The following is a 19,060-nucleotide window of genomic DNA, read 5'->3' on the forward strand; positions in this document are numbered from 1 at the left end:
GGGGTCATCCTGTTCGGGTGGCGCGCGGCAGCGCCAGTTCTGCGTGGAGTGGCAGGTGGTCGGAGGCGATGCGGGCGCGTGGGTCGCAGCAGCGTTCGAGTCGCTGCAGCAGCCCCGCCGGTCGGGCCCAGACGCGATCGAGCGCGAGCAGCGGCCAGGCGGCGGGGAAGCTGGCGAGCCTCGGGCTGGGGCCGAGCAGCCGGGAGAGCTGGCGCTCGGTCCGTGCCAGTGGCCACCAGGTGTTGAAGTCGCCCAGTACCACCAGAGGGGCGGGTGAGTCGCTGATCCAGGGGCGCAGGCGTTCGACCTGGCGACGCCGCTCCCAGGTCTTCAGCCCGAGATGGGTGGCGAGACAGCGCAGCGCGGTGCCGTGCGCGGTGCGCAGGTCGGCGACGATGGCACCGCGCGGCTCGCGCCGGCGTTCGCTGAGGTCGAGGCGGGTGAGTGCGATGACCGGCAGCCGGGTGAGCAGGGCGTTGCCGTAGTGACGCTCGGGGGTGAGGATGGTCGGGCCGGGAATGGCGTGATAGTCGCCCAGTTGCGCCAGCTCGTGCATCTGTGCCGAGGGGGCTTGCGCTGTCGGGGTCGAGTCAACCTCCTGGAGCGCGACCAGGTCGGCATCGAGCGCGCGCAGCACCGTGGCAATGCGTCCGAGGTCGCGGCGACCATCGCGGCCGATCCCACTGTGGATGTTGTAGGTGACCACACGCAGCCGCTGGCGCGGGTCCTGGTCGGCCATCATGTTCCATGACATGGCTGCCGCGTGGCGTGATTCAACCGCAGCCACGTCGTCCCCGGGCCGGCTCCCCTATACTGTGGGCAGACGAAAAGGATGTCGCAAGGCGTGTTGGTTCAGCGTCAGCGCAGGAGTGAGCACCATGATCGATGTCCCGGTTTCGGTTCCCTTCGTCCCCAGCGGCGCGCGCCCGAGCATGTCGGAGCGGCTCGGACTCGGGCGGCTGGCCACCCGCCCCGAGTCGACGCGCCCGGTCAACGATCCCGAGGCGGTCGGCCCGCGTCGCCCGAGCGGTGAGCAGGCGCGCGACGGCGCGGCGCTGGGTGGCGAGATTGGCGCCCGCGTCCGGCTCGCGCTCGAGGCCGGGGAGTACACCGCCGAGCCCGCTTCCACGACCGTGCAGACGAGCGGGGAGGCACGTTTGAGCGCGGCGCTGGATCCCGGGCCGGCGCCGCCGGCGCGCGGGTCGTTCGACGCCGAGGCCTGAGCCTCGCCGTCGGGCTCAGTCTTCCTCGTGGGTGCGCGGTGTGCGGCGCCGGCGGGTGGTCTCGAAGGCGAAGGCCACGGCATCCGCGACCTCCTCGGCCATGCGCGAGCGTTCCTCGTCGCTCTGGTGCGAGGCGAAGTCGATGCTGTGGCGTACGTAGCGTGGTGGCAGATAATTGAGCGCGACGCAGGCGAGATCGTCGAAGTAGCCCGCGTCGAAGGTTTCGCCGCGCTCGGCGAGCAGCTCGCTGATACGCGCGGCGACCAGGCGTTCATAGTGATTCTCGATGCTGGAGAGCATGGCGGTCGACTCCGGTTCTGCCTATCGGGATGGCGCCGGCCCCGGGTGGGCACGATGCACCATGGATCGGCGCTATCTTAGCCGAAGCCTCGCGATCGCGACCATGGCGCGGGGCGCCGTCGTTCGTCAGGTTCCGAGTTCGACCCCAAAGGAGCGAAGATGCGCGATCGACACGGCTCGACCGATACCACCATCCCCGCTGCGTGGCGGGGGGTGCTGGGCGAGGGCCTGGCCGTTACCCTGGTGCTGGCGCTGGCGCCGAGCCGGCGCGCCCCGACCCTGGCGGAGTCGGGGATTCGGCTGCTCGATGCCATTGCGATGCTTGAGGACGGCAGGCGCGGTGGGCGCGACGAGACGCCCTCGCTGGAGTTGCAGCGCCTCGAGGCGAAGGTCGATCTGCTGATGCAGTTGCTCTCGACCTGGATGCAGGAACAGCTCCCGGCGCCGGTGAGCGCGACGCTGAGCGCCGAGGGGGTGGTGCTGCCTGCCGCGCTGCTCGAGACCACCGATGATCGGCTCGAGTTCTACCCCTCGGCCGCCTTCGCCCAGCCCCTGGTGCTCGGCCTCGAGGCGGTCTGCGAACTCGATGGCGTGATGGGCGCGCGCTGGTGCTTCAGTGATGACGGACTGCGCGAGGCGCTGGGGCGTTGGGTGTTTCGGATGCATCGGCGCGCGGTGGCGCGGGCGCGGCGCTAGAGTGGGCGATAGCGCGCCTTCGGTCGCACCACGGGGGGCGCGTGCTTGACAGTGGCCGACGCGGACGTTAGAAACTCGACGCTCCATCAAGAATCGCGATGCGCCCTCTCCGGAGCAAACAGCAAGCCGGTTCGGCGGCCGTCTGCTCGCCTTCCGCGTGTCGCGGTCGCGAGTGTCACGAGCGCGGGGCTGCGTTCACCGCGGAAGGATTGCGTTTACGATGCCGAGAGAGGGCAACCCATTTGAGCAAGGCGTGCGGATCGGTGTGTTCGGCGATCAGCCGGCGCGCGACAGGACCGGACATATCCTGGAGTTCCTCGGCTGCGAGGTGCAACTACTCGAGGCCCTCGACGAACTCGACACGGCGTCACTCTCGGCGCTCTGGCTGTGCGCGCCGGGGGCGCGTCTGGCCCGACAGCTCGAGCGTGTCCATCCAGCCTCCCTGCCGCTGATCTGTCAACCGCTCGACGGTGCCCGCGAGGCGCTGCCGGGGCATGTCTGTGTGGTCGACGAACCGCCTGTCGTGGGGCGGGTGCTGGCGGTGCTGCAATGGCTGCGAACGGGCGCGATCGATGCCCGCGAGGTGCCCGGGCTCGAGGGGCTGACCGGTGCACATCCGATCATGCGCGGGGTCAAGCGCGCCATCGGTCAGGTCGCCAACAGTGATGCCACGGTGCTGATTCTCGGCGAGACCGGTTCCGGCAAGGAAGTTGTGGCGCGCGCGATCCACGCCGCCTCGTCGCGTTGCGACAAGCCCTTCGTCGCCGTCAACTGTGGCGCCATCCCGCCCGACCTGCTCGAGAGCGAGCTGTTCGGTCATGAAAAAGGCGCCTTCACTGGGGCCTTCACCGCTCGCACCGGGCGCTTCGAACTCGCCGCCGATGGCGTGCTGTTTCTCGACGAGATCGGCGACATGCCACTGCCGATGCAGGTCAAGCTGCTGCGCGTGCTCGAGGAGCGGACCTTCGAGCGGGTCGGTTCCAACAAGCCGATCCAGGCGCGGGCGCGGATCATCTCGGCGACCCATCGCAACCTCCAGGATGCCGTCGATGCCGGCACCTTTCGCCAGGATCTGTTCTTCCGTCTCAACGTCTTTCCCATCGAGCTGCCGGCGCTGCGCGAGCGCCGCAGCGATATCCCGCTGCTGATCGTCGCGCTCGAGGAGCGTCTGCGCGAGCAATCGGTGGAGACCGCGCGGTTGACTCCAGCCGTCATCGCGCACCTCGCGCAGCTGCCCTGGCCTGGCAATGTGCGTGAACTCTCCAATCTGCTCGAGCAGTTGGCGATCCTCTATCCGGGAGAGGCGGTGGACTTGGCGCAGTTGCCGCCACGTTTTCGACCGGAAGCGGCCGCCGAGGTGCTCGACGCTCTGCCAGCGGAGCCGCCGCCGGTTGTCGCTCCGCCGCGCCCGGCCGCTGGTGAGGAGGATGCGTTGCCGCCGGAGGGGGTAGCGTTGCGCGGCTATCTCAACGAACTCGAACGCCGCATGATCGTCACCGCCCTGGAGCAGAATGAGCAGGTGGTGGCGCGCGCCGCGCGCCGCTTGGGGATGCGCCGCACCACCCTGGTCGAACGCATGCGCAAATTCGGACTGGGGCGCGGTGGCGGCTAGCAAGACATCTCCCGAGCCGAGCGGGAGACCGAGATTGGCCGTCAAGAATTCGACGTCTCGCCTGGGGTGAGGCGACTCGTCGCGCCCGCCCGGGTCTGCGCAGTCCTGCCGCAGCCCTTGTCCGCCAGGCTCTGCCGCCACGCCTGAGGTTTTGGCACTTAATTTGCAATATCCCAATCGCGTCCAAGGTCGGGTACGCCGCTGCACCTGCGTATCCAGCCGGACCACGAGGATTGATGAGATGGGAGATTGTGAACGTGAGTGACATGCAGATCCAGAACGTCTTGCAGCAGATGCGCGCGCTCTCGCAGTCGGGACGGGTCGAGGGGAGCATGCCGGCGACGCAGCAGCCGACGGCGCCGAGCGAGGGCGGTGAGTTCGCCACCGCGCTGCGCGATTCGTTGCGCTCGGTCAATGCGTTGCAGCAGGAGGCCAAGCAGGTGCAGACCAGTTTTGAACTCGGTGAGGCCAATACCAGTCTGCCGCAGGTGATGGTGGCGATGAACAAGTCGAGTCTCGCCTTCGAGGCGACCAATCAGGTGCGCAACCGACTGCTGTCGGCGTACCAGGAAGTCATGAGCATGCAGGTCTGAGCGCTGACGGCGCGCGGATCCACGGAGAAATTCATCCATGGCGTCTTCGCTGACAGCCGCCTTTTCTACTGGAATCAAGACCTTCAACGAAATGCCGGTGGGTCGGCAGATCGCGTTGCTGGGGATGATCGCTGGTGGTCTGGTGGTGGCTGGCGCCATCCTCTACTGGTCGATGCGTCCGACCTATGCGCCGCTATTCTCGCGGATGGAGAATGCCGAGGCGGCCGAGGTGGTGCAGGCGCTCGATCAGCTCGGCGTGCCCTATCGCATCGATGAGCTGTCCGGTCGGATCGAGATCCCCCAGGCCAAGATCGCCCAGACCCGGTTGCTGCTTGCCGGTCAGGGGTTGCCGCGCACCTCGGATTTCGGCTTTGAGCTGCTGCAGGAGGACATGGGATTCGGCGCCAGTCGGCTGATGGAGGGCGCGCGCCACCAGCGTGCGCTCGAGGGCGAGCTGGGACGCTCGATCGCGGCTCTCGAGCCGGTCGAGCGCGCGCGGGTCCATCTTGCGCTGCCCGAGCGCTCGGTGTTCGTGCGCGAGCGCAAGCCGGCGAGCGCCTCAGTGGTGGTCCATCTGCGTGGCACCCGGGCCTTGAACGACACCCAGGTCGCAGCCATCGTCCATCTGGTCTCCTCGAGCATTCCGGCGCTCGATCCCGAGCAGGTCACCGTGGTCGACCAGCACGGTCGGCTGCTCACCAGCAACGATGACGAGATGGGGCTCTCGACCTCGGCCGACCAGCTCGACTACATCCGTCGTCTCGAGAGCAGTTATGTCGATCGGGTGATGACCCTGCTGGTGCCGATCCTCGGGCGCGACGGGGTGCGGGTGCAGGTGGCCGCGGATATCGACTTCTCGCGCGTCGAGCGCACCCAGGAGTCGTTCGACCCCGAGCGCACCGCGGTGCGCTCCGAGCAGCTCAGCGAGCAGGAGCGCGTCGGCAGCGATCCGGCGATCGGCGGTATCCCCGGCGCCCTGACCAACCAGCCGCCGGACGGCGGCGCCGTCGGCGAGGCGCCGGTGGCCGATCCGATGATGCCGAGCAGTCGCAGCATGCAGAAGACGCGCAACTACGAGATCGATCGTGCGATCTCGCATGTGCGTGAGATGCCGGGCAATATCCGCCGGCTGTCGACGGCGGTGGTGGTCGATTATCGCGAGGAATTCAACGAGGAAGGCGAGATGGTGCGGGTGCCACGCTCGGAGGAGGAGTTGGCGAGCATCCGCGCGCTGGTACGCGAGGCGGTGGGATTCGACGATGCGCGCAACGACTCGCTCAACGTGATCACCGCCTCGTTCACGCCCGCTGACGCTGCCGATGCCGAGCCGGTCTGGACCCAGCCGTGGTTCCTCGAATTGGCCAAGATCGGCGCCGGGTTGATCCTCGCGCTGATGGTACTCTTGACCATCGTGCGTCCGGCGGTGCGCCAGCTCGCGCCGCCGTCGGCCGACGAGGCCGCCGCCGCGCTCGAGGACCAGTCGGGCGAGGGCGGTGGTGTCGGCGGCGGCGCCGGCATGGGCGGCGAGGGCGAACTCGGCGAGGACACCGTGGCGATCACCCAGCAGAGCGCGGCGATCGCCGCGCTCACCGGCCCGAAGGAGGGCGATCAGCAGCAGGTCGATCTCGAGGCCGTGCGCGAGCTGGTCAAAGAGGATCCGAAACGCGTGGCACAGGTGATGAAGAGCTGGCTGAACGAAGATGGCAACTGATCCGTCCAAGCGCCCCGGCCCCGAACAGGTGGCGATCTTCCTGATGAGCGTCGGTGAGGGGGCGGCGGCCGACGTGCTCAAGCACATGGGACCGAAGGAGGTGCAGAAGATCGGCACCGCCATGGCCTCTCTCGAGCGGGTCTCGCGCACCGATATCGACTATGTGCTGAAACGTTTCTCGGAGACGGCTATGGAGCACACCTCGCTCGGCATCGGCGCCGAGGACTATGTGCGCTCGGTGCTCAACTCCGCGCTCGGCGAGGACAAGGCCTCGGGGCTGATCGACCGTATCCTGCTCGGGCGCAACTCCAAGGGGCTCGAGGCGCTCAAGTGGCTCGACCCACGCGCCATCGCCGAGATGATCCGCCACGAACACCCGCAGATCGTCGCCATCGTGCTCTCGCACCTCGACGCCGATCAGGCCGCCGAGACCCTCTCCTATCTCCCCGACCGGATGCAGTCGGATATCGTGCTGCGCATCGCCACCCTCGACGGCGTCCAGCCCGCCGCGCTCCACGAACTCGACGAGATCCTCGAGCGCCAGCTCTCGGGCAAGAACACCGCCAAGTCCTCGATGGTCGGCGGGGTCAAGACCGCCGCCGACATCCTCAACTTCATGGACGCCTCGCAGAGCACCAACGTGATGTCCGGGGTCACCCAGGTCGACGAGGATCTCGGCGAACGCATCCAGGAGCTGATGTTCGTCTTCGAGAGCCTGGTCGACGTCGACGATCGCGGTATCCAGACCCTGCTGCGCGAGATCTCCACCGATTCGCTGGTGCTTGCGCTCAAGGGCGCCGATGACGCGCTCAAGGACAAGATTTTCAAGAACATGTCCAAGCGCGCCGCCGAGATGTTGCGCGAGGATCTCGAGGCCAAGGGGCCGGTTCGTCTGAGCGATGTCGAGGGCGCGCAGAAAGAGATCCTCGCCGTCGCGCGTCGACTCTCCGAGAGCGGTGACATCGTGCTCGGCGGGGCCGGCGGGGAGCAGATGGTGTGAGCGGCTCGGGGTCTTCGGTGCTCTATGCCGACCTGCTCGACGGGCCGGTGCAACGCTGGCAGCCACCGGATGTCGGCGCACCGCCACCGCCTGAGCCGGCACCCGAGCCGGAACCCGAGTTCGAGCCCGAGCCAGAGCGCCACCTGCCGACCGCCGCCGAGATCGAGGCGATCGAGCAGGCCGCGCGTGATGCCGGTTACGAGGCCGGTTTCGAGACCGGCTACAAGGAGGGGCGCGAACTCGGCCAGGGTGAGGCGGAGAAGGAGGGCCGGGCGCGCTACGACAAGAAGGTGCGCGAGACAGTCGAGGCGCTCGAGGGTGTGGCGCGCGATCTCGCCGATCCCCTGGCCGCCGCCGCCGATGCCCTCGAGCCCGAGCTGCTGGCGCTGGTGGTGGCGATGGCGCGACGGGTGGTGATGGCCGAGTTCGAGCAGCACCCGGAGCACGTCGCCCGGGTGCTCGGCAGTGCGCTCGGACAGTTGCCTTCGCGCAATCGCGAGATCCGCGTGCGCATCAACCCCGAGGATGCGCAGATCCTCGAGGCCTATGCCCGGGACCGTGACGAGCGCATCAGCTGGCGCCCGGACCCGGGGGTCGCCCGTGGCGGCTGTCTCGTCGAGAGCGGCCCGAGCCGGATCGACGCCACGCTTGAGGAGCGGCTGCGCCAGGGTGTCGAGGCGCTCTGGGGCGAGGTCGAGCCGGCGGCGGATGAGCCCGTGGCAGGCGGTGCCGAGCCCTCGTCGCGAGCGGCCCCGGTGGATGCGCCGGTCGCGGACACCGATGCCGCGCCCGAGCCGACGCACGAACCCTTGGCCGATGAAGAGGTCGAGCAGCGATGAGCGAGCTGATCGATGGACTGCGCGAGCAGGGCACCCGCGAGCTGGTCAGCGGGTTGCGCGAACGCCTGGCGCAATCGGGCCGGCGCATCGACAAGGTGGTGCCGCCGCAGCCCGAGGGGCAGCTCTCGCGGATGGTTGGGCTGACCCTTGAGGCCGAGGGGATCCGGTTACCGGTCGGCGGGCGCGCGGCCATCCATACCGCCGGCGGTGGTCGGGTCTCGGCCGAGGTGGTCGGCTTCCAGGGCGAGCGTACCTTCCTGATGCCCGAGGGGCGGATCGAGGGGCTGGTGCCGGGGGCGCGGATCGAGCCGCTCGACCAGCAGCGGCGTATCGCCGTCGGGCCGCAGTTGTTGGGGCGGGTGATCGACGCCAACGGCGAGCCGCTCGACGGCGCCGGGCCGCTGCGCGCGCAGCAGGAGATGCCGATCGACGGGCGCCCGATCAATCCGCTCACCCGCGACCCGATCCGCACCCAGCTCGACGTCGGCGTGCGCACCCTCAACGGACTGCTCACCGTCGGGCGCGGTCAGCGCCTCGGTCTGTTCGCCGGCAGCGGCGTCGGTAAGAGCGTACTCTTGGGGATGATGACCCGGTTCACCGCCGCCGATGTCATCGTCGTCGGCCTGATCGGCGAGCGTGGTCGCGAGGTCAACGAGTTCATCCACGACATCCTCGACGACGAGTCGCGCCGGCGCACCGTGGTGGTGGCGGTGCCGGCCGACCAGTCGCCGCTGCTGCGCCAGCACGGCGCGCTGGTGGCGACCACGGTGGCCGAGTACTTCCGCGACCAGGGGCTCGACGTACTGTTGCTGATGGACTCGCTGACGCGCTTCGCCCAGGGCGCGCGTGAGATCTCCATGGCCATCGGCGAGCCACCGGCGACCAAGGGCTATTCGGCCTCGGTGTTCGCGCGCCTGCCCGCGCTGGTCGAGCGCGCCGGCAACGGCGACAGGGGCGGTGGCTCGATCACCGCCTTCTACACCGTGCTCGCCGAGGGCGACGACCAGAACGACCCGATCGTCGATGCCGCGCGCGGCATCCTCGACGGCCACGTGGTGCTCTCGCGCGAAATCGCCCAGAGCGGGCGCTATCCGGCGATCGACGTTGGCGCCTCGGTCTCGCGGGTGATGAGCGCGCTGATCAGCCCCGAGCACGAGCAGGCGGCGCGGCGCTTCCGCGGCATGATGGCTACCTATGCCGCCAACCGCGACCTGATCGCTGTCGGCGCCTATCGCAAGGGCACCGATCCCCAGCTCGACGAGGCGGTGGCGATGCATCCCCGTCTCGAGGCCTATCTCGCCCAGCAGCGCACCGAGTGCGTGACCTTCGAGGAGGCCCGCGACGGCCTGATCGCGCTGATGCGGGGTGGGCCATGAGCGCCGGCATCCGTCGCTTCAAGCGTCTGCTGCGCATCCGCGAGGCGCAGGAGAACGAGGCCGCGGTGGGCCTCGCCGCGCGGCTCGACACCCTCAATCAGATCGAGGCCCAGCGCGAGCAGCTCGAGTGCTATCTCAACGACTATCTGAACGCCCTGGTGCCGGAGGATGTCAACATGCTCAAGCAGTTGGCGCGGATGCGTGATCAGTTGCGCGAGGCCCTCGATCAGCAGGAACTGCGTGTCGATGCCGCTCAGGCACAGGTCGATCAGGCCCGTGCGGTCTGGCTCGAACGTCATCAGGCGAGCCTGTCGCTGGATAAGCTGATCGAGCGACGTCGTGAGCAGGAGGCGCTCCAGGAAGGGCGTCGCCAGCAGCGCGAACAGGACATGTGGGCGACCCGTCGCGCCTTCGATCAGCGCCATCAGGAATGAGCCCCGCTGATGCGCCGGGCGCCTAACCGGGGCGGTGCAAGCCCCCTTCACCAATAGCGAGGATCGCGGTCATGCAAGCGCAAACAGCCCAGTTACAGCCGTATGGCCTGTTGCAGCTGCTCTCCGGCGCCACGGCCGGGGCGGCGGTTGATCCCGCGGGGGAGGGCGGCGCCTTCACCGAGGCGCTCGAGGGCCAGCTGCGCGAACTGCTCTCGGGCTGGGGTGTCGACCTCGAAGAACTCGACTCCGAGTTGCAGGGGGCCGAGACCCCGGATGAGGCGCTCGCCTCGCTGCTCGCCTTGCTCCAGCAACGCCCCACCGAGGTGCCCAGTGGCGCCGTCCCGAGCGGGGACGTGCTGGCACCCGCACTCCCGGCCAGCGAGCCGAGCACAGGGGAGGCCGTGGTGCTCGCCGCGTTGCAACAGCTCCCGCTCGAACAGGGCCGGGCGCTTGGCGCGCCGCTGCCCGGTGAGGAGATGGCGGCGCGCGGCGAGGCCCTGCTCAACGCACTGCAGGCCCAGCTCGATGCCGTGACCATCGCTGCAGATGGCGCAGAGGTGGCAGATGGCAGCGATGGCGGCGACGACCTGGTGGCGCGGCTGCGGGCACTGCTGCGAGGCGAGACGAGCAGCGTCGAGCTTGCGGCGGCGGAGCGTGCAAGCCTGGCGGCACTGCTCCAGCAGCAGGGGGGCGGGGCGTCGACCGAGAGCGGGCTCGAGACGCTGGCGCCGGCCCTGCGCTCGTTGTTGCAGTCGGTGACGACGGCTGGCAGCGATGCCGATCCCGAGGTGCTGCTCGGGGGGGCGGTGAGGTCGGGGGGGGGTGATGATCTTGCTGTCCTGTCGCCGGCGCTGACGCGCGCACTTCAGCCGGAGACCGACGGGGGGCGCGAGTTCTCGCGTGAGGCGTTGTTCGAGCTGCTGCAGCGCTGGGGCGGTCATGATGGCGCCTCGGTTGTCGAACAGGGGCGTGACCAGGACTCGCGGCTTGCGGTGTCGGCGCCGACCGGCGCCGGCGCGACGACTCAGTCGGCGGGCGCCGAGACCAGTCGCCCCCTGGTGCTCGACTTCCAGCAGCTGCTGCGCCCGGGGGGCGAGCGTGCGCTGGTCGAGCGCATGCAGTGGCTGGCTCGCGCCGGAGAGGATGCGGCCGAGATCAAGCTGCATCCACCGAGCCTGGGGGCGCTCGAGGTACGGGTGGCGATGGAGGGCGACAAGGCCAATGTGCAGTTCTTCGCCGCCAATCCAGTCGCCCGCGAGGTGCTCGAAGCGGCATTGCCGCGGTTGCGTGACTCGCTGGCCCAGGAGGGGATGTCGCTCGGTGAGGTCACCATCGCCGATCAGCCGCCGCAGCAGCGCGACGGTGGCGCCCAGGCCGGTGGTGACGGCCGCGCCGGTGACGGTCGTGATGCGGGTGAGGGCGATTCGGGTGAGACGGGCGAGTCCTTGACTCACAGCACGCTCGGCGCCCTGTCGCAACGGCTCGATCTGTTCGTCTGACAGCGGTGCGCTTCACCGTCCTCCGGTCGAGCGCCGCTCCCGCCTCCCTGCCTACGTCCAGTCATCGGGGCTTTGATAGACTGCGCGGATGTGCGGTCGTGCGGTCTGGTCTGAGGCCGTGTCGCGCGTCCGGCGCGTGCCCGAGGCTCACCGTACCCAGCGGCGTCAACATCCTGACGCACTGGGTCGTCTCTGCCATCGCGGCGCGATCAACTCCAGGGATGGAGCCAATCCGCATCCCGCGCGGATGCCAGTCAATTCGGGTGAACCATGGCGAAGAACAAGAAGGCCGAGACCGACGAGGCCGCGAAACCGTCGGGTAAGTGGAAGCTGATCATCCTGATCCTGCTGGTGGTGCTGGTCCTCGCCGGCGGTGGGGCGGCGGCCTATTTCTTCCTGATGGGCGGTGACGATCCCGAGGCCGAGGGCGATGAGACGGCCGAGCAGGGTGCCGAGATGGCCGCGCCCGGCGCCGCTGTCCCGGCGGCCCCGCTGGGACCGATGATCTACCGTCCGCTCGATTCGATGACAGTCAATCTGTCGGCCGAGGGGCCGGTGCGCTTCCTCCGTGTCGGGGTGACAGTGATGACCCGCGACGAGGCGGTGGCCGCAGCCATCGAGAGACACATGCCGATGATCCGCAACGACTTCCTGGCTCATCTGGCCGCCCAGGACTACGCCCAGCTCAACACCCCGGAGGGCAAGGACGCGTTGCGTGCGGCGCTCACCGAGATGCTCGGCGCGGCACTGATCAAGGTCGGCGAGCCGGCGCAGATCGAGGGCGTCCTGTTCACCGATCTGGTGATGCAGTAACAGAGGACAGGCGGCGATGGCCCAGCAGACCGACATCCTCAGTCAGGACGAGATCGACGCGCTGTTGCACGGTGTCGACAGCGGGGATATCGATACCGAGGACAACCCCTATCCGGCCGATGGCCAGATCCGGCCCTTCAACCTCGCCAGCGAGGAGCGCATCGTGCGTGGGCGAATGCCCACGCTCGACATGATCAACGAGCGCTTCGCCCGCTATCTGCGCGTGCACCTGTTCAACCTGTTGCGTCGCTCCTCGGAGATCTCGGTGGTCGGCACCAAGGTCACCAAGTTCTCCGAGTACATCCACTCGCTCTACGTCCCCACCAGCCTCAACCTGGTGCGGGTGACGCCGCTGCACGGCACCGCGTTGTTCGTCTTCGACCCGCGGCTGGTGTTCACCCTGGTCGACAACTTCTTCGGCGGCGACGGGCGCTATTACTCGCGGATCGAAGGCCGTGACTTCACCCCGATGGAGCTGCGCGTCATCCAGAACCTGCTCCATGCCGCCTTCGACGACATGAAGAAGGCCTGGGAGCCGGTGATGGACCTGACCTTCGAGTACGTCAACTCGGAGGTCAACCCGCAGTTCGCCAACATCGTCAGTCCCACCGAGATCGTGGTGATCAACGATTTCCACATCGAACTCGAGGGCGGTGGCGGCAACCTCCACGTGACCTTGCCCTACTCGATGATCGAGCCGATCCGCGAGCTGCTCGACACCGGTCTGCAGTCCGACCGCTCCGGGGTCGACGAGCGCTGGCTGCATGCGCTCCAGGAGGAGGTGCAGATCGCCGAGGTGGAGATCTTCTCGATGCTCACCGAGGCGACCTTGACGGTGCGCGAGCTGCTCGATGTCGGACCCGGCGACATCATCCCGGTCGAGCTGCCGGAGACTGTGGTCCTCAATGTTGAGGACATCCCGACCTTTCGGGGCAAGTTCGGCACCTCGAACGGTAACAATGCCATCAAGATCACTGAATTCCTGCAGGGGAACAAGGAGACGACGACGCCATGAGTCCAGAAAACGGCAAGGGCCAAGACGATGCCGCGCTGGCCGACGACTGGGCGGCGGCGCTCGAGGAGCAGAAGGAGTCCGATACCCCGCCGCAGACGACCCCGGGTGGGGCGATCCACGAGTTCGGCACCGGCTCGCCACAGCCGATGACGCCGGAGGACTTCACCGACAACCAGACGCCGCCGTCGGACAACGTCAACCTCAACATGATCCTCGACGTCCCGGTGACCATCTCGATGGAGATCGGCCGGGCCAGGATCCCGATCCGCAACCTGCTCCAGCTCAATCAGGGCTCGGTGGTGGAACTCGACCGGCTGGCCGGCGCGCCGCTCGACGTCCTGGTCAATGGCACGCTCATTGCTCATGGTGAAGTCGTGGTGGTCAACGAGAAGTTCGGTATCCGTCTGACCGACGTCATCAGTCCTAGCGAGCGTGTGCGAAAACTCAAATGAGATCAATGCGGTCGAGCCCGACGCCAATCCTCGCCGTGCCCCTGGCGCTGTTTCCGGGGATGGCTTGGTGCGCCGAGGTTGAGCTGACCAGCGCCGGATATCTGGCGCAGCTCTTCGGCGCGCTGGTGCTGGTGATCGCCGCCATCCTCGGCCTGGCCTGGCTGCTGCGCCGATTGCCCGGCGGGGTGGGGCAGACTGCTGACCAGCCGATCTCGATCCTCGCGGTCCGCGCCATCGGCGCGCGCGATCGACTGCTGCTGGTCCAGGTCGGCGAGGAGCAGCTGCTGATCGCCGCCGGCGCCACCGGCATGCGTACCCTGCACCGGCTGCGCAAGCCGGTGAGCGTCGCGCCGCTGGAGAACGGTGGCGGTGGCGATTTCGCCACGCTGCTCAAGCAGAGCCTGGGACGGCGGGGGCGGTCGTGAGCGCGCGTCACTGGTTGCTGCTCGCGTTGCTGTTGCTGCCGGGGCTCGCCCTGGGGCAGCCGGGGGGGCTCACCGCGGTGACCGTCACCAATGGCGCCGACGGGGGGCAGACCTACTCGGTTACCCTCCAGGTGCTGTTGTTGATGACGTTGCTGACGCTGTTGCCGTCGGTGCTGATCATGATGACCTCCTTCACTCGCATCATCGTGGTGCTGGCGTTGCTGCGCCAGGGGCTGGGGACCACCCAGACGCCTTCCAACCAGGTGCTCCTTGGACTGGCGCTGTTTCTCACCCTGTTCATCATGGCGCCGGTGTTTCAGGAGGTCTACGACGGCGCAGTCAAGCCCTATATGGATGAGGAGATCAGCACCGAGGCGGCGATCGGGCAGGCGGTGGTGCCGCTGCGTCGCTTCATGATCGCCCAGACTCGCGAGAACGATCTGGCGATGTTCGCCGAGATCCGCGGCGTCGACGGTTTCGACTCGCCCGAGGCGATTCCGCTGAGCATGCTGGTGCCGGCCTTCGTCACCAGCGAACTCAAGACCGCTTTCCAGATCGGCTTCCTCATCCTGATTCCCTTCCTGATCATCGATCTGGTGGTGGCCAGCGTGCTGATGTCGATGGGCATGATGATGCTCTCGCCGCTGATCATCTCATTGCCGTTCAAGATCATGCTGTTCGTGTTGATCGACGGCTGGCCGCTGCTGATGGGCACCCTGGCGCAGAGTTTCTACAGTTGAGGACGATGCTATGACCCCCGAGATGGTGATCGACGTCGGCAAGGACGCGGGCATGGTGGTGGTGCTGCTCTCGGCCCCGGCGCTGCTGACCGCGCTCGCCGTCGGTCTGGCGATCGGGATGATCCAGGCCGCCACCCAGATCCAGGAGATGACGCTGACCTTCATCCCCAAGCTGCTCGGCATGGGGGTGGCGTTGTTGTTCACCGGCCACTGGATGCTGGCGCTGGTCACCGACTACACCATCAGGCTCTATCACAGCATCCCCGAGCTGATCGGTTGAGCCGCGCATGGTGATCTCGATCGACACCCTGCTTGCGTGGGTGGGGATGTTCGTCTGGCCCTTCGTGCGCATCAGCGCCATGCTGCTGGTCGCGCCGATCTTCGGCGCCCGGACCGTCAACGCCCGTGTCCGACTGTCGCTGGGCTTGCTGCTGGCGATCCTGGTCGCGCCCCTGTTGCCGCCGTTTCCCGCCATTGATCCGCTCAGCATGGAGGGGTTGGTGGTGGCCCTCCAGCAGGTGCTGATCGGTGTCATGATGGGCTTCGTCGCCCAGCTGGTCTTCGCCGCCGTGACCCTGGCCGGCGAGAGCATCGCCTTGTCGATGGGACTGGGCTTCGCCTCGGTGATCGACCCCGCCGGCGGTGTACAGGTGCCGATGGTGTCGCAGTACTTCGTGATCCTCACCACGCTCTTGTTCCTCGCCTTCGATGCCCATCTGGTGTTGCTCCAGCTGATGACCCTGAGCTTCGAGGTGATGCCGGTGGGGATGCAGGGGCTGGTGGCCGAGGATTTCTGGCGCATCGCTGGGTTCGGTACCACCATGTTCGCCGGCGCCTTGCTGATCGCGCTGCCGGCGGTGGCCTCGTTGTTGCTGGTCAATCTCGCCATGGGCGTGGTCACCCGTGCCGCGCCTCAGCTCAACATCTTCGCGGTCGGTTTTCCGGTGACCCTGCTGATGGGATTCGTGCTCATCATGCTGATCCTGCCGGGGCTGCCGGCACGGATCGGGGACCTGCTCACCGCCGCGTTCCTGCTGATCCAGCGGCTGCTCGGGGTGTGACATGGCCGAGAACGAGAACGGCCAGGAAAAAACCGAAGAACCGACCGCCAAACGCCAACGCGAGGCGCGCGAAAAAGGCCAGGTGCCACGCTCGCGCGAGTTCAACACCCTGACGGTGTTGCTCGCCGGTGCCGGTTTCATGGTGTTCTTCGGCGGCCATCTCGGCGCCCAGCTCGCCGCCCAGATGGCCGATGGCTTCACCCTCGAGCGCGAGCTGTTCTATGACACCCAGCGACTGTTGCCCTATCTGGCCAGTCAGATCGGTCGCGCGCTGCAGACCCTCGCGCCGCTCTTTGCGCTGCTCTTCGTCGTCGCGCTGCTCGGGCCGATCCTGATCGGCGGCGCCAACTTCTCGGCGCAGGCGATGGCCCCCAAGCTCGACAAGCTCAATCCGCTCAAGGGGATCAAGCGCCAGTTCTCCGCTCAGGCATTGCTCGAACTTGGCAAGACACTTGCCAAGTTCGTGATCGTTTCCCTGGTCGCCGGGATGGTGCTCTGGAGCGTTTCCGATGAGTTGCTGCATCTCGGCGAGGAGCCGCTCAAGGAGGCGATCTTCCATACCGCCGACATGGCGGTATGGATCTTCCTGCTGGTCTCGGCGGCGCTGGTGCTGATTGCTGCGGTCGACGTACCCTTCCAGTTGTGGAACCACAACAAGCAGCTGCGCATGACCCGTCAGGAGCTCAAGGACGAGTACAAGGAGACCGACGGCAAGCCTGAGGTCAAGGGGCGGATCCGTCAGCTGCAGCAAGAGATGGCCAGCCGACGGATGATGGCCGAGGTGCCCAAGGCCGACGTGGTCATCACCAACCCTACCCGCTATGCCGTGGCCATCGTCTACGAGCCGGCGCGGATGCGTGCTCCACGACTGCTCGCCAAGGGGGTCGGCGAGGTCGCCGGGGCGATTCGCGCGCTCGCCGACGAGCACGACATCATCCGGGTGGAGGCGCCGCGGGTGGCACGCGCGATCTATTTCACCACCGACCTTGGCGAGGAGATCCCCGGTGGGCTGTTCGTCGCCGTGGCGCGCATCCTCGCCTATGTCTATCAGCTCAAGCGTCACGATCCCGAGGTATCGATGCCGACCGACCTGCCTGTGCCCGATGAATATCTCGATCCACGCGAGGCGGCTCGCGCAGCGCGGGGTAACCGCTAGTGGCTGGACTGAGTGAACGCCTGGGGGGGCTGAGCCGGCTCGGGCTGGGCGCGCCGCTGCTGCTCATCGCGCTGCTGTCGATGATGGTGTTGCCGCTGCCGCCGCTGGCGCTCGATCTGCTCTTCACCTTCAACATCTCGCTGTCGCTGATCGTGGTGATGGTGGCCGTCTACACCCCGCGGCCGGTCGACTTCGCCGCCTTTCCGGCGGTGTTGCTGCTCGCCACCCTGTTGCGTCTGGCGCTCAACGTCGCCTCGACCCGGGTGATCCTGCTGCGCGGCGCCGATGGCACCGATGCCGCCGGGCAGGTGATCCAGGCCTTCGGCGACTTCGTGCTCGGCGGTAACTTCGCCGTCGGTCTGGTGGTCTTCACCATCCTGGTGATCATCAACTTCGTGGTGGTCACCAAGGGCGCGGGACGTATCTCCGAGGTCAGCGCGCGTTTCACCCTCGATGCCATGCCGGGCAAGCAGATGGCCATCGACGCCGACCTCAACTCCGGGCTGATCACCCAGGACGAGGCGCGTACGCGGCGCGAGGACATCGCCCAGGAGGCCGACTTCTACGGCTCGATGGATGGTGCGAGCAAGTTCGTGCGCGGCGATGCCATCGCCGGCATCCTCATTCTCTTCATCAATATCCTCGGCGGCATCGTCATCGGCACCAGCCAGCACGGCATGTCCTTCGGCGAGGCCGGCAACGTCTATGTACTGCTGACCATCGGTGACGGGCTGGTGGCGCAGATCCCCTCGCTGATGCTCTCCTCGGCCACGGCGATCATCGTCACCCGTACCTCGACGGCGCAGGACATGGGCCAGCAGGTGTTCGGGCAGATGTTCGAGAATCCGCGGGCGCTGTTCGTCGCCGCCGCGGTGCTCGGTATCCTCGGCGCCATCCCGGGGATGCCGAACCTGGTCTTCCTCGGGCTGGCGGCGATGATGGCCGGCGGCGGCTATCTGCTCAGCCGTCGCGCCGCCGAGCCGGCCGGCGCCGAGGAGGTCGACCAACTCCCGCCTGGGGTGGAGATGCCGCCGGCGCCGGAGGAGCGCGAACTCTCCTGGGAGGATGTGCCGCCGGTCGACCTGGTCGCGCTCGAGGTCGGTTACCGGCTCATCCCGCTGGTCGATCGCGGCCAGAACGGGCAGCTGATGGGACGGATCAAGGGCATCCGGCGCAAGCTCTCGCAGGAACTCGGCTTTCTCATCCAGCCGGTGCACATCCGCGATAACCTCGAGCTCGGCCCCAACCACTACCGTATCTCGCTGCTCGGGGTCACCCAGGCCGAGGCCGAGGTCTTCCCCGATCGCGAGCTGGCGATCAACCCGGGGCAGGTCTTCGGCACCGTCCCCGGCACCCCGACCAAGGACCCGACCTTCAACCTCGATGCGTTGTGGATCGACCCGAGCGATCGCGAGAACGCCCAGGGCGCGGGCTATACCGTGGTCGATGCCGCCACCGTGATCGCCACCCATCTCTCGCAGGTGTTTCGCGAGAACGCCCACCGGCTGATCGGTCACGAGGAGGTGCAGCACCTGCTCGATCAACTCGGCCGCCGCTCACCCAAGCTCGTCGAGAACCTGCTCTCGAAGACGCTGTCGCTGAGCGCGATCCTCAAGGTGATGCAGAACCTGCTCGCCGAGCAGGTCTCGATCCGTGACATGCGCACCATTGCCGAAACCCTGGCGGAGCAGGCGCAGAAGAGTCAAGATCCCGGCGCTTTGACCGCAGCGGTGCGGGTCGCACTGGCGCGCTCGATCGTCCAGGACCTGGTCGGACCTGCGGGTGAGCTGCCGTTGATCGCTCTTGAGCCAACATTGGAGCAACTCTTGCATAAGTCGCTGCGAGGCAGTCAGGGCGAGACCGTTGGGCTCGAACCCGGACTGGCTGAGCGGGTTCAGCGTTCGGTGGCCGATGCGGCCAGACGCCAGGAGATGGAGGGGGCGCCGGCGGTGCTGGTGGTCGCCCCGGAGATCCGCACCTGGGTCGCGAGCTGGTTGCGCGGCGCTGTCAGCAGCCTGACGGTGCTGGCCTTCACCGAGATCCCGGACAACCGCAAGATCCGGGTGGTGGCCACCGTGGGGCAGGGCGATGCCGCTCCGGCAAAGGCATGATTGA

General features: G+C 67.6%; 21 protein-coding genes. 19 read left to right on the plus strand and 2 right to left on the minus strand.

All coding sequences use genetic code 11. From position 1 onward, the window contains the following. Positions 1 to 4: 4 nt before the first annotated feature. Entirely contained in the window at positions 5 to 754 is a 750-nt protein-coding gene (locus MARPU_RS06815) for an endonuclease/exonuclease/phosphatase family protein (RefSeq protein ID WP_043762509.1), read from the minus strand. 124 nt (positions 755 to 878) lie between these two features. Between MARPU_RS06815 and MARPU_RS06820 the strand changes: the two genes are divergently transcribed. Further along, the gene (locus tag MARPU_RS06820) at positions 879 to 1,223 is read left to right on the plus strand and encodes a hypothetical protein (protein WP_005224602.1); all 345 of its coding nucleotides are present in this window, start codon (positions 879 to 881) and stop codon (positions 1,221 to 1,223) included. 15 nt (positions 1,224 to 1,238) lie between these two features. On the opposite strand, the gene MARPU_RS06825 is transcribed toward MARPU_RS06820, so the two are convergent. After that, positions 1,239 to 1,523 (minus strand): late competence development ComFB family protein, encoded by a 285-nt coding sequence (locus MARPU_RS06825; RefSeq protein WP_005224604.1) that lies wholly within the window; start codon positions 1,521 to 1,523, stop codon positions 1,239 to 1,241. 159 nt (positions 1,524 to 1,682) lie between these two features. Between MARPU_RS06825 and MARPU_RS06830 the strand changes: the two genes are divergently transcribed. From MARPU_RS06830 to flhA, 18 genes are all read left to right on the plus strand, one after another. Next, the gene (locus tag MARPU_RS06830; protein ID WP_005224605.1) at positions 1,683 to 2,219 is read left to right on the plus strand and encodes a PilZ domain-containing protein; all 537 of its coding nucleotides are present in this window, start codon (positions 1,683 to 1,685) and stop codon (positions 2,217 to 2,219) included. Between the two features lie 220 nt (positions 2,220 to 2,439). Beyond that, a complete protein-coding gene (locus MARPU_RS06835) occupies positions 2,440 to 3,831 on the plus strand; it encodes a sigma-54 interaction domain-containing protein (RefSeq protein ID WP_005224606.1) in 1,392 nt (463 codons plus the stop codon). A gap of 257 nt (positions 3,832 to 4,088) precedes the next feature. Beyond that, positions 4,089 to 4,424, plus strand: coding sequence for a flagellar hook-basal body complex protein FliE (gene fliE, locus MARPU_RS06840; RefSeq protein ID WP_025275171.1), 336 nt, complete (start codon positions 4,089 to 4,091; stop codon positions 4,422 to 4,424). A gap of 37 nt (positions 4,425 to 4,461) precedes the next feature. After that, positions 4,462 to 6,135 carry a flagellar basal-body MS-ring/collar protein FliF gene (gene fliF, locus MARPU_RS06845; protein WP_005224608.1) on the plus strand — a complete coding sequence of 558 codons (1,674 nt, stop codon included), beginning with the start codon at positions 4,462 to 4,464 and terminating at the stop codon, positions 6,133 to 6,135. Continuing rightward, positions 6,125 to 7,135: a flagellar motor switch protein FliG gene (gene fliG / locus MARPU_RS06850; protein WP_005224609.1), complete on the plus strand. Its 1,011-nt coding sequence runs from the start codon at positions 6,125 to 6,127 to the stop codon at positions 7,133 to 7,135. Before fliF ends, fliG begins: the two co-directional genes overlap by 11 nt. Then, the gene (locus tag MARPU_RS06855) at positions 7,132 to 7,974 is read left to right on the plus strand and encodes a FliH/SctL family protein (RefSeq protein WP_005224610.1); all 843 of its coding nucleotides are present in this window, start codon (positions 7,132 to 7,134) and stop codon (positions 7,972 to 7,974) included. The genes fliG and MARPU_RS06855 overlap by 4 nt, the downstream gene beginning before the upstream one ends. Next, positions 7,971 to 9,350 carry a flagellar protein export ATPase FliI gene (gene fliI / locus MARPU_RS06860; protein ID WP_005224611.1) on the plus strand — a complete coding sequence of 460 codons (1,380 nt, stop codon included), beginning with the start codon at positions 7,971 to 7,973 and terminating at the stop codon, positions 9,348 to 9,350. The genes MARPU_RS06855 and fliI overlap by 4 nt, the downstream gene beginning before the upstream one ends. Beyond that, complete coding sequence (gene fliJ / locus MARPU_RS06865) at positions 9,347 to 9,784, plus strand: flagellar export protein FliJ (protein WP_005224612.1); 438 nt, start codon at positions 9,347 to 9,349, stop codon at positions 9,782 to 9,784. Before fliI ends, fliJ begins: the two co-directional genes overlap by 4 nt. Positions 9,785 to 9,855: 71 nt before the next feature. Then, positions 9,856 to 11,283 (plus strand): flagellar hook-length control protein FliK, encoded by a 1,428-nt coding sequence (locus MARPU_RS06870; RefSeq protein WP_005224613.1) that lies wholly within the window; start codon positions 9,856 to 9,858, stop codon positions 11,281 to 11,283. 270 nt (positions 11,284 to 11,553) lie between these two features. Then, entirely contained in the window at positions 11,554 to 12,096 is a 543-nt protein-coding gene (locus MARPU_RS06875) for a flagellar basal body-associated FliL family protein (RefSeq protein WP_005224614.1), read from the plus strand. Positions 12,097 to 12,112: 16 nt separating this feature from the next. Next, positions 12,113 to 13,111, plus strand: a complete 999-nt coding sequence (gene fliM / locus MARPU_RS06880; protein ID WP_005224615.1) for a flagellar motor switch protein FliM — start codon at positions 12,113 to 12,115, stop codon at positions 13,109 to 13,111. Continuing rightward, positions 13,108 to 13,563 carry a flagellar motor switch protein FliN gene (fliN, locus tag MARPU_RS06885; protein ID WP_005224616.1) on the plus strand — a complete coding sequence of 152 codons (456 nt, stop codon included), beginning with the start codon at positions 13,108 to 13,110 and terminating at the stop codon, positions 13,561 to 13,563. The genes fliM and fliN overlap by 4 nt, the downstream gene beginning before the upstream one ends. Then, positions 13,560 to 13,988 carry a flagellar biosynthetic protein FliO gene (fliO, locus tag MARPU_RS06890; RefSeq protein WP_005224617.1) on the plus strand — a complete coding sequence of 143 codons (429 nt, stop codon included), beginning with the start codon at positions 13,560 to 13,562 and terminating at the stop codon, positions 13,986 to 13,988. The genes fliN and fliO overlap by 4 nt, the downstream gene beginning before the upstream one ends. Beyond that, a complete protein-coding gene (gene fliP / locus MARPU_RS06895; protein WP_005224618.1) occupies positions 13,985 to 14,728 on the plus strand; it encodes a flagellar type III secretion system pore protein FliP in 744 nt (247 codons plus the stop codon). Before fliO ends, fliP begins: the two co-directional genes overlap by 4 nt. A gap of 10 nt (positions 14,729 to 14,738) precedes the next feature. Continuing rightward, positions 14,739 to 15,008, plus strand: coding sequence for a flagellar biosynthesis protein FliQ (gene fliQ / locus MARPU_RS06900; RefSeq protein ID WP_005224619.1), 270 nt, complete (start codon positions 14,739 to 14,741; stop codon positions 15,006 to 15,008). 7 nt (positions 15,009 to 15,015) lie between these two features. Continuing rightward, positions 15,016 to 15,789 carry a flagellar biosynthetic protein FliR gene (gene fliR / locus MARPU_RS06905; RefSeq protein WP_005224620.1) on the plus strand — a complete coding sequence of 258 codons (774 nt, stop codon included), beginning with the start codon at positions 15,016 to 15,018 and terminating at the stop codon, positions 15,787 to 15,789. Between the two features lies 1 nt (position 15,790). After that, complete coding sequence (gene flhB, locus MARPU_RS06910) at positions 15,791 to 16,945, plus strand: flagellar biosynthesis protein FlhB (protein ID WP_005224621.1); 1,155 nt, start codon at positions 15,791 to 15,793, stop codon at positions 16,943 to 16,945. Beyond that, a complete protein-coding gene (flhA, locus tag MARPU_RS06915; protein ID WP_005224622.1) occupies positions 16,945 to 19,056 on the plus strand; it encodes a flagellar biosynthesis protein FlhA in 2,112 nt (703 codons plus the stop codon). Before flhB ends, flhA begins: the two co-directional genes overlap by 1 nt. The last annotated feature ends 4 nt before the right edge of the window (positions 19,057 to 19,060 follow it).

Origin of the sequence: Marichromatium purpuratum 984 (assembly GCF_000224005.2) — a bacterium.
GTDB classification, from domain to species: Bacteria; Pseudomonadota; Gammaproteobacteria; order Chromatiales; family Chromatiaceae; genus Marichromatium; species Marichromatium purpuratum.

Bases quoted from the DNA above. Each gene is read 5' to 3' on its own strand.
- MARPU_RS06815 (WP_043762509.1), bottom strand. From the start codon at position 754: ATGTCATGGAACATGATGGCCGACCAGGACCCGCGCCAGCGGCTGCGT.
- MARPU_RS06820 (WP_005224602.1), top strand. From the start codon at position 879: ATGATCGATGTCCCGGTTTCGGTTCCCTTCGTCCCCAGCGGCGCGCGC.
- MARPU_RS06825 (WP_005224604.1), bottom strand. From the start codon at position 1,523: ATGCTCTCCAGCATCGAGAATCACTATGAACGCCTGGTCGCCGCGCGT.
- MARPU_RS06830 (WP_005224605.1), top strand. From the start codon at position 1,683: ATGCGCGATCGACACGGCTCGACCGATACCACCATCCCCGCTGCGTGG.
- MARPU_RS06835 (WP_005224606.1), top strand. From the start codon at position 2,440: ATGCCGAGAGAGGGCAACCCATTTGAGCAAGGCGTGCGGATCGGTGTG.
- fliF (WP_005224608.1), top strand. From the start codon at position 4,462: ATGGCGTCTTCGCTGACAGCCGCCTTTTCTACTGGAATCAAGACCTTC.
- fliG (WP_005224609.1), top strand. From the start codon at position 6,125: ATGGCAACTGATCCGTCCAAGCGCCCCGGCCCCGAACAGGTGGCGATC.
- fliI (WP_005224611.1), top strand. From the start codon at position 7,971: ATGAGCGAGCTGATCGATGGACTGCGCGAGCAGGGCACCCGCGAGCTG.
- fliJ (WP_005224612.1), top strand. From the start codon at position 9,347: ATGAGCGCCGGCATCCGTCGCTTCAAGCGTCTGCTGCGCATCCGCGAG.
- MARPU_RS06870 (WP_005224613.1), top strand. From the start codon at position 9,856: ATGCAAGCGCAAACAGCCCAGTTACAGCCGTATGGCCTGTTGCAGCTG.
- MARPU_RS06875 (WP_005224614.1), top strand. From the start codon at position 11,554: ATGGCGAAGAACAAGAAGGCCGAGACCGACGAGGCCGCGAAACCGTCG.
- fliM (WP_005224615.1), top strand. From the start codon at position 12,113: ATGGCCCAGCAGACCGACATCCTCAGTCAGGACGAGATCGACGCGCTG.
- fliN (WP_005224616.1), top strand. From the start codon at position 13,108: ATGAGTCCAGAAAACGGCAAGGGCCAAGACGATGCCGCGCTGGCCGAC.
- fliO (WP_005224617.1), top strand. From the start codon at position 13,560: ATGAGATCAATGCGGTCGAGCCCGACGCCAATCCTCGCCGTGCCCCTG.
- fliQ (WP_005224619.1), top strand. From the start codon at position 14,739: ATGACCCCCGAGATGGTGATCGACGTCGGCAAGGACGCGGGCATGGTG.
- fliR (WP_005224620.1), top strand. From the start codon at position 15,016: ATGGTGATCTCGATCGACACCCTGCTTGCGTGGGTGGGGATGTTCGTC.
- flhB (WP_005224621.1), top strand. From the start codon at position 15,791: ATGGCCGAGAACGAGAACGGCCAGGAAAAAACCGAAGAACCGACCGCC.